The 14,007-nt window shown below is 64.3% G+C and carries 14 protein-coding genes; 9 read left to right on the top strand and 5 right to left on the bottom strand.

Translation table 11 applies throughout. The features are described from left to right. A partial coding sequence (locus VFJ08_RS05680) for a sensor histidine kinase (protein WP_324996057.1) occupies window positions 1–1,015 on the bottom strand: 1,015 nt, incomplete at its 3' end. A gap of 92 nt (window positions 1,016–1,107) precedes the next feature. Between VFJ08_RS05680 and VFJ08_RS05675 the strand changes: the two genes are divergently transcribed. From VFJ08_RS05675 to VFJ08_RS05660, 4 genes are all read left to right on the top strand, one after another. Continuing rightward, the gene (locus tag VFJ08_RS05675; protein ID WP_324996055.1) at window positions 1,108–1,860 is read left to right on the top strand and encodes a dienelactone hydrolase family protein; all 753 of its coding nucleotides are present in this window, start codon (window positions 1,108–1,110) and stop codon (window positions 1,858–1,860) included. A gap of 345 nt (window positions 1,861–2,205) precedes the next feature. Further along, on the top strand, window positions 2,206–2,622 hold the full coding sequence (locus VFJ08_RS05670; RefSeq protein ID WP_324996053.1) for a cupin domain-containing protein: 417 nt from the start codon (window positions 2,206–2,208) through the stop codon (window positions 2,620–2,622). 254 nt (window positions 2,623–2,876) lie between these two features. Next, window positions 2,877–3,560, top strand: a complete 684-nt coding sequence (locus VFJ08_RS05665) for a TIGR00153 family protein (protein ID WP_349256956.1) — start codon at window positions 2,877–2,879, stop codon at window positions 3,558–3,560. Window positions 3,561–3,670: 110 nt separating this feature from the next. Beyond that, window positions 3,671–4,936, top strand: coding sequence for an inorganic phosphate transporter (locus tag VFJ08_RS05660; RefSeq protein WP_324996049.1), 1,266 nt, complete (start codon window positions 3,671–3,673; stop codon window positions 4,934–4,936). 87 nt (window positions 4,937–5,023) lie between these two features. Here VFJ08_RS05660 and VFJ08_RS05655 read toward each other — a convergent pair whose 3' ends face one another. The 3 genes from VFJ08_RS05655 to VFJ08_RS05645 all read right to left on the bottom strand — a co-directional run bounded on the left by VFJ08_RS05655 (window position 5,024) and on the right by VFJ08_RS05645 (window position 8,910). Then, complete coding sequence (locus VFJ08_RS05655; RefSeq protein WP_324996047.1) at window positions 5,024–6,031, bottom strand: YihY/virulence factor BrkB family protein; 1,008 nt, start codon at window positions 6,029–6,031, stop codon at window positions 5,024–5,026. An 88-nt stretch (window positions 6,032–6,119) separates the two neighbouring features. After that, window positions 6,120–6,959 (bottom strand): YiiX/YebB-like N1pC/P60 family cysteine hydrolase, encoded by an 840-nt coding sequence (locus tag VFJ08_RS05650; protein ID WP_324996045.1) that lies wholly within the window; start codon window positions 6,957–6,959, stop codon window positions 6,120–6,122. 256 nt (window positions 6,960–7,215) lie between these two features. After that, entirely contained in the window at window positions 7,216–8,910 is a 1,695-nt protein-coding gene (locus tag VFJ08_RS05645) for a 2-isopropylmalate synthase (protein WP_324996043.1), read from the bottom strand. Between the two features lie 159 nt (window positions 8,911–9,069). On the opposite strand from VFJ08_RS05645, the gene VFJ08_RS05640 reads away from it, so the two are divergent. Then, window positions 9,070–9,561 carry an Lrp/AsnC family transcriptional regulator gene (locus VFJ08_RS05640; RefSeq protein ID WP_324996041.1) on the top strand — a complete coding sequence of 164 codons (492 nt, stop codon included), beginning with the start codon at window positions 9,070–9,072 and terminating at the stop codon, window positions 9,559–9,561. Between the two features lie 196 nt (window positions 9,562–9,757). On the opposite strand, the gene VFJ08_RS05635 is transcribed toward VFJ08_RS05640, so the two are convergent. Further along, the gene (locus tag VFJ08_RS05635) at window positions 9,758–10,369 is read right to left on the bottom strand and encodes a hypothetical protein (protein ID WP_324996038.1); all 612 of its coding nucleotides are present in this window, start codon (window positions 10,367–10,369) and stop codon (window positions 9,758–9,760) included. Between the two features lie 33 nt (window positions 10,370–10,402). On the opposite strand from VFJ08_RS05635, the gene VFJ08_RS05630 reads away from it, so the two are divergent. The 4 genes from VFJ08_RS05630 to VFJ08_RS05615 form a co-directional block, all read left to right on the top strand. Next, window positions 10,403–12,052 (top strand): DHA2 family efflux MFS transporter permease subunit, encoded by a 1,650-nt coding sequence (locus tag VFJ08_RS05630; protein ID WP_324996036.1) that lies wholly within the window; start codon window positions 10,403–10,405, stop codon window positions 12,050–12,052. Window positions 12,053–12,079: 27 nt separating this feature from the next. Next, window positions 12,080–13,279: an HlyD family secretion protein gene (locus VFJ08_RS05625; RefSeq protein ID WP_324996034.1), complete on the top strand. Its 1,200-nt coding sequence runs from the start codon at window positions 12,080–12,082 to the stop codon at window positions 13,277–13,279. A 72-nt stretch (window positions 13,280–13,351) separates the two neighbouring features. Beyond that, window positions 13,352–13,645 carry a hypothetical protein gene (locus tag VFJ08_RS05620; protein WP_324996032.1) on the top strand — a complete coding sequence of 98 codons (294 nt, stop codon included), beginning with the start codon at window positions 13,352–13,354 and terminating at the stop codon, window positions 13,643–13,645. Window positions 13,646–13,723: 78 nt separating this feature from the next. Next, window positions 13,724–14,007: SDR family NAD(P)-dependent oxidoreductase (locus tag VFJ08_RS05615; RefSeq protein ID WP_324996030.1), on the top strand; the 284-nt coding region annotated here is incomplete at its 3' end.

Here is a 14,007-nt window from a genome sequence, read left to right as displayed (position 1 = left end):
CGCCGCGCCCGTCATCCGCGACGGTGACGGTGAGCCAGCCGTCGCCCAGCCGCAGCGCCACCTCGATGGCGCCTGGCCGAGCCTCGGGGAAGGCATGTTCAGCGCTGTTGGCGATCAGTTCGTTGATGATCAACGACAATGGGATCGCGCTTTCGAGATCGACATGGATCGGGGCGGTATCGGCGTCGAGCCGAATCTCGGTGACGGCGTCGGCATAGAACGCGCTCAGATTCTCACACAGTTCGCCGACGTAGCCGTCGAGTTCGATTTCACGCGGGTGGCCCGAGCGGTACAAGTGATTGTGGATACGCCCGAGCAACGACACACGATCGTTCACGGTACGAAAACGAGCCTGCGCCGCCGGATCGCCGAGACGCCGGGTTTCGATGGTGAGCAGATTGCTCACGACCTGGAGATTGTTCTTGACCCGGTGATTGAGTTCGTCGAGCAGCGTGCTCTTGTCTTCGAGCGCACGGGCGAGCCGGTGCTCGGCATCACGCCGTTCAAGCCCTAAAGCGAGCACGTTCGCGATCGCCTGCAAAAAAGCGGTGTCGTGGGAATCGAAGCGCGTGTCGTCGACGGTATCGGCTTCGAGCACGCCGAACGGCCGCCCGTGCCCTTGGATGATGACGTTGATCGCGCGCTCGACGCCATGATCGGCCAACAACTGCGGCGTACGAAAACGCGCCTCCTCGGAGAGATGGTTGGCGAGGACCGGCTCGCCGCAATACAGCGCATACCCTGCCGGCGACTCGACTCCGGCGCCGACGGTCGCCCGGCCGACCACGCCTTCACGCCAGCCGACCCCGGCATAGACGAGAAAATCGTTCGTGCGTTCGCGATATTCGAGCACTTTCGCCAAAAACGAGCGCACGCCTTGGGCCGCGACCTCCGAAGCTTTGTGCGCCACCTCGGCAAAGCGGTGCGATTCCAACGCGTACAACCCCATTTCCGACACCAGCGACTGCTGGCGCAGGCGGTATTCAAGCTCTTCTTTCTCCATTTCCATGCTCATCCCATACTTTCCCGCAATTCCAATTGGCCGACGGCCGGCGACACACCGTATGGTGACGCCATGACTTCATCCATTTCATCCGGAGTTCGCTCATGAGCCGCGCTATCTCCATCAACGCCATCGACGCCGCCGAGGCCACGATCGATGCCCATATCTTTACCCCGGACGACGGCGGCCGCGCCTGGCCCGCGGTTGTACTGTTCACCGACATCGGCGGCCTGCGCGCCTGTTATCACGACAAGGCCCAGACCATCGCCGACGACGGCTATGCCGTGCTCATGCCCAACGTCTATTATCGCGATCAGGCCGGGCCGGTGGTGCCGGCGGGCAAGTCGTTCCGCGACGACGATGTACGGCCGACGCTGTTCGAATACGCCGGCCACTTGACCCCGGAAGCCCAGGCCCGCGATTTCGAGGCGCTGGTGGCCACCATCGATGCCGAGCCCGAGTTCGCCGGCGGCCCGATCGGCGTGGTCGGTTACTGCATGACCGGCGCGTTCGCCCTGCGCATGGCCGCGCGCCACGCCGAGCGCGTGGCCGCCGTGGCCGGCTTCCACTCGGCCCGCCTGGCGGCACAGGACGACGACAACAGCCCGCTCGGCCTCGTCGATAGGATCAAGGCCCGGGTGTTTCTCGGCCATGCCGACGGCGACGAATTGATGCCGCCCGAGCAGATCGGCGCGCTCGACCGGGCGCTGGCCGCCGCGGGCGTGGACTTCACCACCGAATTGTTCGCCGGCGCGGGGCACGGTTTTACCGCCGCGGACGCACCGGTCTACAACGAAGCGGCCGACGCACGGCATTACAAGCGGCTGTCCACGCTGTTCGAGGAAACACTGAGTTGATATCCGGATGCCGGGCGGGCCACACCGCCGTCGACGTGGCTAGCGCCCGCCCGACACCTCACCGACTCGGCAGTACCGCCCGCCTCGCGAATAGCGGCGACCACGGACTGCGCGGGCCCCTCGCTATGCCCGGAACCGTCGGCAGCGAGCCGCCGGTGACCAGCGCCATGCCCGCGCCCGATTCGGGCCGATCTTTTGTATTCGTCATTTTGCCTGTCTATATCTGATACTTTGCTCCGCAGACTGACACGAACAAAGTAGGGATCGCCCGCCGACCCGGGAAACCCACTAGGCTGGGAAATCCACTAAAATCGTGTATCGCGCATTCGACGAGCGAGGCTTTATATGAACCCGACCCGGGAACCGACCTGCCGCGTCGTGCGCGCCGGCGATACCGTCACCGGCAAACAGGCGCTGGACTACAACGTGGGCATATCCGCTGAATCGGCGGGCGCGACCGGCATCCACATGCAGATCGTGACCATCCCGCCGGGCGCGCGCGCCAAGGCGCACCGGCACGAGTACCACGAAACCGCGATCTACGCGCTCGACGGCGTCTCGCACTGCTGGTACGGCGACCAGCTCGAACACCACGCGGTGGTTCGGCCCGGCGATTTTTTCTATATCCCGGCCAATGTGCCGCATCTGCCCTACAACCCGAGCGACAGCGAGACCGTTCGCGCCGTGATCGCGCGCACCGACCCGAACGAGCAGGAAAGCGTGGTGCTGATGCCCGAGCTGGAGACCGGCGCGGCCGAATAAAGCGTCCGGCGGCGCCTGTCCGAGGCGCTGGCCGCCGGCTCGGGCGAGCAGGATCTCTCGGCGCTGGCCGAAGCTGCGCGCCGCGGCGCGCATCTCGACGACTGATCGCCTCAGCGCCTGCTCGAAGGTCGCGCCGCTCTCGGCGAGCGATTCGCCCGCGGATTTGCGATAATAACGGCGCCGGCTCGAGCCGGCGCTTTTATTCGGGCGATGCCAGCCGATCGCCACGGCCCATTCGAGGTGTGGTCATGGATATCACCAAATCGAGCCCGCTGTCCCGCCTGTTCGGCGGCGGCTCGCCGTTCGAGGCGCTGTCGGAGCACATCCGTCAGGTCGACCGCGGCGCGGACCTGCTGATCAACTTCTTCCAGGCCAGCTCCGACGGGGACTGGGACCGCGCGCGCGGACTTTATCGCGAAATCTCGGACTGCGAACACACCGCCGACGATCTCAAGGACCGCATCCGGCTGAATCTGCCGAACACCCTGTTCCTGCCCATCTCGCGCTCCGATCTGCTCGAGTTGGTCGAGGCGCAGGACAAGATCATCAACAAGATCAAGGATATCGCCGGACTCATGACGGGCCGGCGCATGCAGTTTCCGGCGGTGCTGCTGTCCTCGATCAACGACTATATCCAGGTCACCATCGACACCGTGCATCAGGCCCGCGAGGTGCTCGAGGAGCTCGACGAACTACTAGAGTCCGGCTTTGGCCGCAATATCTCCGAGGTGATCGAGGATATGGTGGTCGAGCTCGGCAAGCTGGAAAAACGCGCCGACGAGGAACAGGTCGCGATCCGGCATCGCCTGCTGGAACAGGAAGCCGAGCTGCCGCCGCTGGAAGTGATATTCCTCTATCAAATCATCGATTGGATCGGCACCGTCTCCGACCGCGCCGAGCGCGTCGGTTCGCGTCTGCAGATCATGATGGCGCGCTGATTCGCGCGTTCGTGTATATCGGTCGGCCGAATAGATCGTGACGGGGTGAAGCGCTACACTGCGGCTCCGCCGCCCGCTGCGCTGGGTGCTGTCAAAGCCAAGGGATTTGAATGTCGATGATCGCTCAGCACGCGGAGCTCTATCTGGCTCTGGCGTGCCTATTCGGCTTTTTCATGGCCTGGGGTATCGGGGCCAACGACGTGGCCAACGCCATGGGCACGTCGGTCGGCTCCGGCGCGATCAAGCTCTGGCACGCCGTGCTGATCGCCGGCATCTTCGAATTCCTCGGCGCCTGGCTGGCCGGCGGCGAGGTCACCGAGACCATCAGCAAAGACCTGATCCGGCCCGAGATTTTCGCTGCCGATCCGCATGTGCTGGCGACCGGCATGCTGGCTGCCCTGCTCGGCGCGGCCACGTTTTTGGTGTTCGCCTCGCTGCGCGGGCTGCCGGTGTCCACCGGGCAGTCGATCATAGGCGGCATTCTCGGTTTCGCCCTGGTCGCGGCCGGTCCGGACCCGGTCAATTGGAGCGAGATCGTCTCGATCGTGATCAGCTGGATCGTATCGCCGATCATCGCCGGCGCGATCGCCTTCGTACTGTTCGAATCCATCCGCCGGCTGATCCTGTCGCAGACCAATCCGGCCGAGGGCGCGCGCCGCTATATGGCGTACTACGTGTTCCTGGCCGCGTTCGTGATCTGCCTGGTCACGCTGGAAAAAGGCCTGTCGCACATCGGGCTCCACCTGTCGCTGGCCGAAAGCATCGGCGGCGCGCTCGTGCTCGGCCTGATCGCCGCCATGATCAGCCGTGTGCTTTTGCGGCGCATCGACCTCATGCCCGAGGCCGCGGCCACCGATCGTTATCGCAACGTCGAACGCGTGTTCGGCTATGCCCAGATCTTCACCGCCGCGACCATGGCCTTCGCCCACGGCTCCAATGACGTGGCCAACGCCATCGGCCCGGTGGCCGCGGTGGTCAACGTGGTCGAGGACCCGCGGCACATCGGCGGCCAATCCGAATTGGCGGGCTGGGTACTGGTACTCGGCGGCGCCGGTATCGTATTCGGGCTGGCCACCTACGGCCACAAGGTAATGCGCACCATCGGCGCGGGCATCACTGAGCTTACGCCGACCCGCGGATTCTCGGCCGAACTGTCGGCCGCCACGACCGTGGTGCTGGCCACTTGGTTCGGGATTCCGGTCTCCACCACGCAGACGCTGGTCGGCGCGGTGCTGGGCGTGGGCCTGGCCCGCGGCATGCGCGCGCTGGATTTGTCGGTGCTGGGCAGCGTGTTCACCGGCTGGCTGCTGACCGTGCCGGGCGCGGCCGTATTCGCCGCTGTGTACTACTTCATTCTGCGCGCTGTTATCGGCTAATCACCGCCGCCGCGGTTCAGAAACGCGAGCGCGGGCGAATACCCGCGCCCGGTTCGGCGCCGCCGGCCGAATCGGGCGGGGTCGCGCTCATTGCGGGTCGGACTCTTCGGCGTCGAAGTCGATGTCTTCGGCGCACTTGGCAATGTTGTCGGCGACGAATGCGCCGCGTTGGCCCATCGGTTTGTTGCCGCTGATGGTCGTGTCCTCGGCGGTCTGGAACTCGAGCTGGGCGTTGATTTCGCCGCCGACGAGCATGATCAGGATCGTGATGTAGAGCCAGGTCAGCACCACCACCACGGCGCCGATCGAACCGTAGGTCGCGGAATAAGAATCCGAAAACGCCAGATAGACCGAGAAGGCCAACGAGCCGATGATCCAGAATACGGTCACAATGGCCGCACCCACGAATACCCAGCGCCATTTGGGCCGTGCCCGGCTCGGCGCATAACGATACATGCCGGCGATCCCGAGCATGAGCAACAGCGCGCCGGCGCCGAGCCCGATGCCGCGGCCGATCGCCACGGCCAAGCCGCTGGCGCCCAGGGCGGCGAAGATAATCGGGATGCCCGCCGCCAGCAGCGCGACTCCAATCAGGCCCAGGATGAGGGCCAAGGTCAACGCTAACGAGATGAGCGTGGTGACGATCAGATTACGTGATTCCTTTTCTGCGTAGACCACGTTGAGCGCGGTCATCAGCGCGGTGGTGCCGCGGCGCGCGCTCCACAGCGCCAGGGACAAGGTGAATAGCGCGGCCACGCCCAGCGATGCCGGCGGCCGATCGGCGATCTGGACCATCTGGCCGGTGACGGTGCGGATCACGTCCGGCGGCAAAAGACCGGACAATCCTTGCATCTGGGTGATGGCGTTATGGGGGTCGAAGAACAAGCCGTAAATGGCTACGAACGCCGCGATTCCGGGGAAGATCGCGAGCAGCCCGTAAAACGAGGCCCCGGCGGCGATGAGCGACAGGTTGTTGTCGGAAAACGCGTGGAACACGCGCAACAGCACGTCTTTCCAGCCCAACAGCGGAATATGCAACGGCGTGTGCGCGCGCCGGCCGCGGCCGTCTTGTAAAACGGCTTGCCTCGAGCGCATTGTCTGCGCGTTTTTGCGAAACACCATGGCCCTGGGTCGGTAAACCTCGTTACCCGAGTATACGCAGGTCAGCGGCCGGCCGCGGTCGCTACTTTAGCCCCGTGCGGCGCAACGGGCGCGAGGCGCTCGGCGCGTCGTCGTCCCAGGTGAGTTCGCGATAACGTTCGACGTCGTCGCCAAAAAACGGATACTTCACGATTTCGAAATACGGCGAATAATCGAAATCGCGCGGCGTGATCAGCCGCCCGTTGCGCTGATGAAAGATCATCTCGCCGTCCGGCCCGCGGTGTATGGTGGGCAGAATCGGATAGCGCACGCTGGCGAATGCGTTGGCCAGCAGGGTCGAGCAAATCGCGCGCACCATGTCGCCGTGGCCGGCCTCGAACAAAGTCGAGCGCCAGTGTCGCGGCAACAGGCCATAGGGGTAGAAAAAACGCAGCAGATCGAAAATCTGACGCGTGTCGTAGGGGGTGTCCAGGCGGGCGCAGACATAACGCAGCACCGCGGCCCGATCGGTCGCGGTCAGATCCCGCGGCCGACAGATGCGCAAGTGCTCGCCGCGATAGCGTGCGACCGGCGTCAGATGCACGCCTTCGCCCATCTCGGCTTCGAGCAGCAATTGAGTCGCCTCCACCCAGCCCGCCCGGCGAATCGCCGCGCGCGCCGTGTCGTCTTCGATATCGCCGGCACGGCCGAGATAGATGGCGGCATGGCTCCAGGAACTGAGCGTCACGCTCTGGATCACGCCGGACACCCGGCTGCGGCCCTCGACCAGCAACACGTCGGCCGGCCGCAGATGCTCGCACAGGCGGTCGAAATCGGTGCGCGGAGCCGGCCTCGGTTGGACATCCTGGGCCAACCAACGGCCAAACCAACGCATCAGCCGGCGCCGCGCGCCGGCCCACGAATAGCGATCGCCCTCGTTCATCTCCCTGATTTTATGCCCGCCGGCCCAGGCTTGCACGCGTGTTTGCGATGAGGGCTGCAAAACTCACGGCTGATGTCGTCGTGTTCGATACCGTGCTGATTTGCTCCGACAGCCTGCCCGACGGCCAGAAGGCGCTGCCTTGTTCAACCCCTTCAGTTTCGCCTTCTACGTTTTATTTGCGTTCATCTGCGGATAAAACAAAAACTCCCGGACGACGCCCCGGGACTTGGTTCGTCACGCTGGTATAGTGAAATCTTTAGCTCGCCAACGCCGTCAGCCCGCCGCGCTGACCGGTTTCGTCGGTTTCGCGCGAGAGGTTGATGGCGCTGATGATGGCCTTCATCGACGCCGATAGCGTATCGGCGTCCTCGGCCACGGCCGGGATACGGATGGTGCCGGCCTTGAGTTGGACGAAGGCGATCGCCTCGGCGTCCGAGCCGGTCGACAGCGCATGCTCGGCGTAGTCGGCGATCGCGATATGGTCGCCGGTGTAGTCGTTCCAGGCATGGACGAAGGCCGACAATGGGCCGTTGCCCGCGCCGTCGAGCGTGAACCGGTGGCCGTCCTGGGCCAGCGTCACCGAGACCTTCTGGCCTTCGCCGGCGCGACGCACGCTGTAGTCCACCAGCGAGATCGGATGCGACCGGTCAAAATGCCTGAACAACAGATCGCGGATCGCGGCCGAACCCAATTCGCCGGTGATCTTCTCGCTTTCGCGCTGTACGTGCGGCGCCAGCGCGAGCATCATCCAGCGCGGCAGGTTGATGCCGTAGTCGCGCTCCAGCAGGAACGCCATACCGCCCTTGCCGGACTGGCTGTTCACCCGGATCACGGCTTGATAGTCGCGCCCGATATCGCGCGGATCGATGGCCAGATAGGCCACCTGCCAGGGCTCGTCCGCGCCCTGCTTGCGCAGCGACTTGCGGATCGCGTCCTGGTGGCTGCCGGAGAACGCGGTGTAGACCAGTTCGCCGACCCAGGGGTGGCGTGGATGCAGGCCGATGCCGGTGCACTCGTGGACCACCTTGATGATCTCATCGGGATCGGACAAATCCAGCTCGGGATCGACGCCCATGCCGTAGAGATTCATCGCCAGCACGACGATGTCCATGTTGCCGGTGCGCTCGCCGTTGCCCAACAGCGTGCCTTCGACGCGCTGGGCGCCCGCCAGCATGGCCAGTTCGGCCGCGGCCAGCGCGCCGCCGCGGTCGTTGTGGGTATGCACCGACACGATCACCGCATCGCGGTTCTTGATGTGCTGGCAGAAATACTCGATCTGATCGGCGTGATGATGCGGGCCGACCTGCTCCACCGTGTTCGGCAGATTGAAGATGATGCGGTCCTCGGGTGTGGGTCGCCAGACATCCATCACCGCCTCGCAGATGCGCACCGCGAAATCCGTCTCGGTCTGGGAAAAGCTCTCCGGCGAATATTCCAGGCGCCAATGCGCGTCCGGCCGCGCCTCGGCGTTGGCTTTGACGCGCTCGGTGCCCTTGACCGCGATATCGATGATGCCGTCCTGATCCATCTCGAACACGCGCTCGCGCTGGATCGTGGAGGTCGAATTGTAGAGATGAATGATCGCCTTCGACACGCCTTCCAGCGCCTCGAACGTCTTGTCGATCAGATGATCGCGGCATTGGGTAAGCGCGGCGACGGTGACATCCTCGGGGATTTGGTCCTCGTCGATCAGCCAGCGCACGAAGTCGTAGTCCGGCGCGCTCGCCGAGGGAAAGCCGACCATGATTTCCTTGACCCCGATATCGACCAGCAACTTCCACAGCTTCTGCTTCTGTTCGACCGTCATCGGTTCGAGCAACGCCTGATTGCCGTCGCGCAGGTCCTCGCTCACCCAGATCGGCGCGCGGGTGATCTCGCGCTCGGGCCAGCTACGGTTGAAGCCGGTGACACGCGGCGCCGGCTTGTACTTGCGATGGTCGAATCGGGACATGACGAAACTCCGGGCGGATATAAACACCGGCCACGGCCGGCACAGCCCCATGATACGCCGGCCGGCGCAGCAGATGATTGCTAACTATGGCGCAGTAGCGGCGTATCGAGATATATTATTTCTTGTTAAGCCAAATTTTTAGAATAAAATAGCTCCATTATGGCCGACAGCCGCAACAGCGAGTTTCCCGATCGCTTCGACCGCCGGATCCTGGAGATCCTGCAGACCGAGGGCCGGATCAGCAATCAGGCGCTGGCCGAACGGGTGAATCTGTCGCCCTCGCCTTGTCTGCGGCGGGTACGGGCCTTGGAAGCGGCCGGTCTGATCGCCGGCTACCGCGCCGTAATCGACGATCGCAAGCTCGGCTACGGCCTCAACGTGGTGCTGATGATCCGCATGGATCAGCACACGCCGGAACGCTTCGAGGAATTCGAAGCGCGCGTCGCCGAGCTGCCGGAAGTCCGCGAGTGTCTTTTGATCACCGGCCAGGAAGCCGAATATCTGCTGCGGGTCTCGGCGGTCGACATGGACGACTATCAGCGTCTGCTGCTGACCCACATCACACGCATTCCGGGCGTGTCGGGCGTGCATTCGAGCTTCGTGCTGCGCCGCGTGCTGCACGACCGCGTGTTGCCGCCGCGCACGGTGTAATACCAACCCTCATAAAGATTGGTCGATCTCCATGAAGCCAGAATTCGTCCGCAAATGAACGCCAATAAACGCGAATGAAAGAGAGAAAAGCGCATAAGCGCGTCTTATTCGCGTGCATTTGAGGACTGTTTTTGGCCGGTAGGTTATTGCTTTTGCAGGTTGGTATAAGACACGTATCGCCGGCGCTCTTCCTCGCTCAAGCGCCGGAGAAGGTCAGCCCCTCGAGCAGGGCCGTCAGCCGCGTGAATGCGGCCTTCTTGGTCATGGGCGGCGCCGGATTGCCCGGATAGACGCCGGGATTCGTGCCGTAGACGATCAGATCGATGGCGTAGCAGCGCCCGCGCACGACCCCGCGATAGGCATGGCGCAACAAATAGTGATTCATGCCCGCGTCGGCGGTGTCGCGCCGTTTGAAGCGCACCCCGTCGATCACGACCTCCGACACCGCGCCGGCGTGGCCGTCGTCCGGCAGCGCACAGTGGTGCAGCGCCTGGCTGTCGTCGCTCACGCCGAGCCGGAACTCGGCGGTGGTCAGCTTGTTCGACTCCGGCAGCGTCAGCGTCAGCAAACCTTCGCCGGGCACGCTTTTCGCGGCATCCGGGTTCCAGCGCTGTTGCATAAAATAGCCGCTCTCGAAGCCGTGGCTGGCCTTGAGCGAAGCCGGATAGACCATCGCCACATCGTACGCGGCGCTGTCGAAGCGCGCCGCGCCCAGCCCCTTGTTTTCCGGCGCGTGGGCGCAGGCGGCCAATAACGTCAACAAGGCGCCGGCCGCCAGCCCGCGCGCGCCGATCCGGGTGTTGTCCACGATGCGCTCCTCTTCAATGCCGGCGATCCGCGTATGCGCGTGTCGACCGACTTTCCTGTATACTACACGATTCCTTTCCCGCCACCGATCCACGCTTGGAGTTTCATGACCCAGGTCGAGGCCATGTTCGAGCGCTACGGGCCGAAATACCGTCTGTATGTAACCGTTACGGTGCTGCTCGGCCTGGTTGCGCTCGGCATGTCGATCACGATCGTCAATGTCGCCACACCCTACATCAAGGGTGCGTTCGGCATGAGCGCGTCCCAGGTGCAATGGCTGTCGACCGGTTTTCTGGCGGCGACCACGGTCACGCTGCTGATTTCGCCGTGGCTGATGTCGGCGTTCGGCCAGCGCAAGACCTACATCGGCCTGCTGATCGTATTCATCGCCGCGTCGCTCATGGGCGGCTGGGCCACCGGTATGGGCATGATCATCGCCGCCCGCGTGCTCCAGGGCGCGATGACCGGCGTGATCCGGCCGGTCGCGCTGGAGGCGCTGTTCATGGTCTATCCGCCGGAAAAACGGGGGCTGGCGACCGCCATCTACGGCATGAGTCTCGGGCTACCGCTGACGCTGGCCAGCGTGGTCGGCGGTTATCTGGTCGATCAGTTCAACTGGCGCTACGTGTTCTTCATCGTACTGCCGGTATGCGCCGCCGCCATTTTCATGGGGTTGATCTTTTTGCCCGATCGCGAGGAAAGCGGACGGCGGCCGAAGCTCGACTGGATCGGCGCGAGTGTGCTGTTCGTGTCGATCTTCGCCGCGCTGGCCGCTATCGCCAACGGCCAGCGCTGGGACTGGACCAACGGCACCATCCACTTACTGGAGGCGATCGCGATCGCGGGCGCGCTGTTCTTCATCTGGTGGGAGCCGCGTCAGGAGCGGCCGATTCTGGACCTGGACATCTTCAAGACCCGCGAATTCCTGGCCGGATCGATCGTGCTGTTTCTGTTCGGCGGCGCGTTCTACGGCGTGATGTATCTGCTGCCGCAGTTCATGGACGCGATTCTGGGCTACAGCCCGATCACCTCCGGCGAACTGTTCGTGCCCTCGACATTCGTGCTGGCCGTGCTGGTGCCCCTGGTCGGCAGATTCAGCGATCGGATTCCCACGCACTGGCTCACCGTGCCGGCGCTGGCGGTCACCGCGTTCGCGACCTGGCGCTTCGCCCAGGCCGATTGGAGCAGCTCGTATTTCTATCTGACGATGTCGATGGCGCTGCTCGCGATCGGCATGGCGACCGTGCCGCCGCCGACGCTGTCGCGCTCGATCGGCTCGCTGCCGCCGCGCCTGATCGGTTACGGCTCGGGCGCGATCAACTTTGCCCTGCAACTCGGCGGCGCCTTCGGCACGGTCGCGCTGGTGGCGATGATCGACCGCCGCACCGCCGTGCACAGCGCCCATCTCACCTACCAGGGCCTCACGCCGGGCAATCCGATGGCGCGCGAGGCGTTGCGCTACTACGGCAACGTCGTGGAGCGCACCGGCACCTCGCAGGTGTACCGGGACGCCGCGGCGCAGCATTTGTTATCCAAGGTCGACGCCACCTGGGCGACCATTTATGCCTATCAGGATTGTTTTCTCATGGTCGCCGCCGCGCTGGCGGCGGTGATTGTGCCGTCGTATCTGCTGTCCCGCTGGGGGCAACAGCGGGCGGCGGCCCGCGCCGTCCGGGCCGAATGACCGTTTTCGTCACCATCCAAGCACATTATGGCCGATTCCAAAGACAATGACTCCGCTCGCGAGAAGACGCAGTCCGGGTCGCCGCGCAAGCGTCAACTCAAGCGCATCGCGATCGTCATCGCCGCGGTGGTGATCGTGATCTGGCTGGCGTTCTGGCTGTACCACCGCTTCACCCACGTCAGCGCGAGCGATGCCCGGGTGGCCTCGCACGAGATCACCGTATCGTCGCGCCTGGGCGGCCGGGTGACCGGCTTCGATCTGATCGAGGGCGACGAACTGTCCCGGGGCGACAAGATCGCGCAGCTCTACAGCAAGCCCGACAAGCTCCAGCTCGAGCAAATCAGCGCCCGGATCGCCAACATCAAGGCCCAACTCGAACTGGCCAAAGCGCAGATCGCGGGCGGCGTTAAATCGGCCAAGGCGACGCTGGCGGCGGACATAGCGGCCATGCACGCCGCGAAAACGCGTATGCAAAAGGCCCACGACAACTACGTACGGGCCGAGAATCTGTACCAGGCGCATGGCGGCACCGAAAAGCAGCGCGATATCTATCACTACGACTACCAGGCCGCCCAGGCGGAATACAAGAAGGCCCAAAGCCAGGTGCAACAGGACCGGGTGGCCGTGGCCAACGCCAAGACCGGCCTGCTAGCCGGGGCAAAAATCACCAACCCGAACGTGCTGACCACCCGGCTCAAGCAGGCCAAGGCCAAGCGCGCGCGCCAACAGAACACGATCGACGATCTGGCCGTGCGGAGCCCCATCCACGGCATCGTCGACAAGACCTTCATCGAGGAAGACGAATATATCTCGGCCGGCCAGCCGATCCTGATGATGCACGACCCGAACGATGTCTGGATCAGCGCCAATATCAAGGAAACCGCGATCAGCGATCTCGCGGTCGGCCAGCCGGTGGCCATTCATGTCGATGCCTGGCCGGATATTACGTACAAGGGCCACGTCCAGGTCATCGGCGGCGCGGCGACCAACCAGTTCGCCCTGCTGCCCAATCCGAACCCGTCCGGCAACTTCACCAAGGTCACGCAGCGCATTCCGGTACGCATCGCAATCGATCAGGGGCCGAAAACCAGGCTCGCGCCCGGCATGATGGTCGAGGTGGACATCGATATCACCGGCAACGGCACCACCGATCAGCGCGCCCAGCAGACGCCGATCAAGACGCGCAGCGAACAGATTCCGCCCGCCGGCGACGCGAAAACGCGGTAGCGCGGCGGCTTTGAACCACGGCGCGCGGCCCGCCGTGTAGACTGCGCGGATCGACTTCGGGGTGCGGCGATCATGGGCAACGACAACCCCTTTCACTGGCTCGGCGAACAGATCGGCTGGCTGCTACGCCTGATCGTGGACGGCCTGGCGTGGATACTCACGCACATCGGCGACGCGTTCTCCAGTTTCTATCACGGTCTTGGCGAAGCGCTGGGTATTTCGCCGACGCTGACCTCGCTGATCGTGCTGCTGATCGGCCTGGCCCTGCTGCTCTCGGGGCTGCGCTCGCTGTTCGCCCGCCGCTTGTTTGCCGCCGCGATCGCGGGCATTCCCGGCATCGCGATCCTGAGCTGGCTGATTCAGTAGCCGTAGCCGGGCGCCGGCATCGTGGCCGCCGTATGCCGCGTAGGATTGGATCACTCCCCACGCGATAATCCGATACCGATGACCGACAAACACATCCTCATCCAAGGCGGTGGCCGCGGCCTCGGTCTGGCCCTGGTCCGGCGCCTTCTCACCGATTCGACGACCCGCCTCACCGCCACCGCGCGCGAGCCGCAAGCCAGCGAAGATCTGGTCGCCCTGCACGCGGCATACGGCGGCGACCGGTTGGCGCTGCAAGCGCTCGACATCACCGACGAAAAGAGCATCGCAGCCGCACGCGGCGCGGTCGGCGCGCGCCATGAGCGCCTGGATTTGATGATCACCTGTGCCGGATTGTTGCACGA

The organism is Salinisphaera sp. (genome assembly GCF_035690525.1).
Classification (GTDB): domain Bacteria; phylum Pseudomonadota; class Gammaproteobacteria; order Nevskiales; family Salinisphaeraceae; genus Salinisphaera.
Note: the sequence above shows the minus strand (reverse complement) of the source record. Positions and strands in the feature narration are given on the sequence as shown.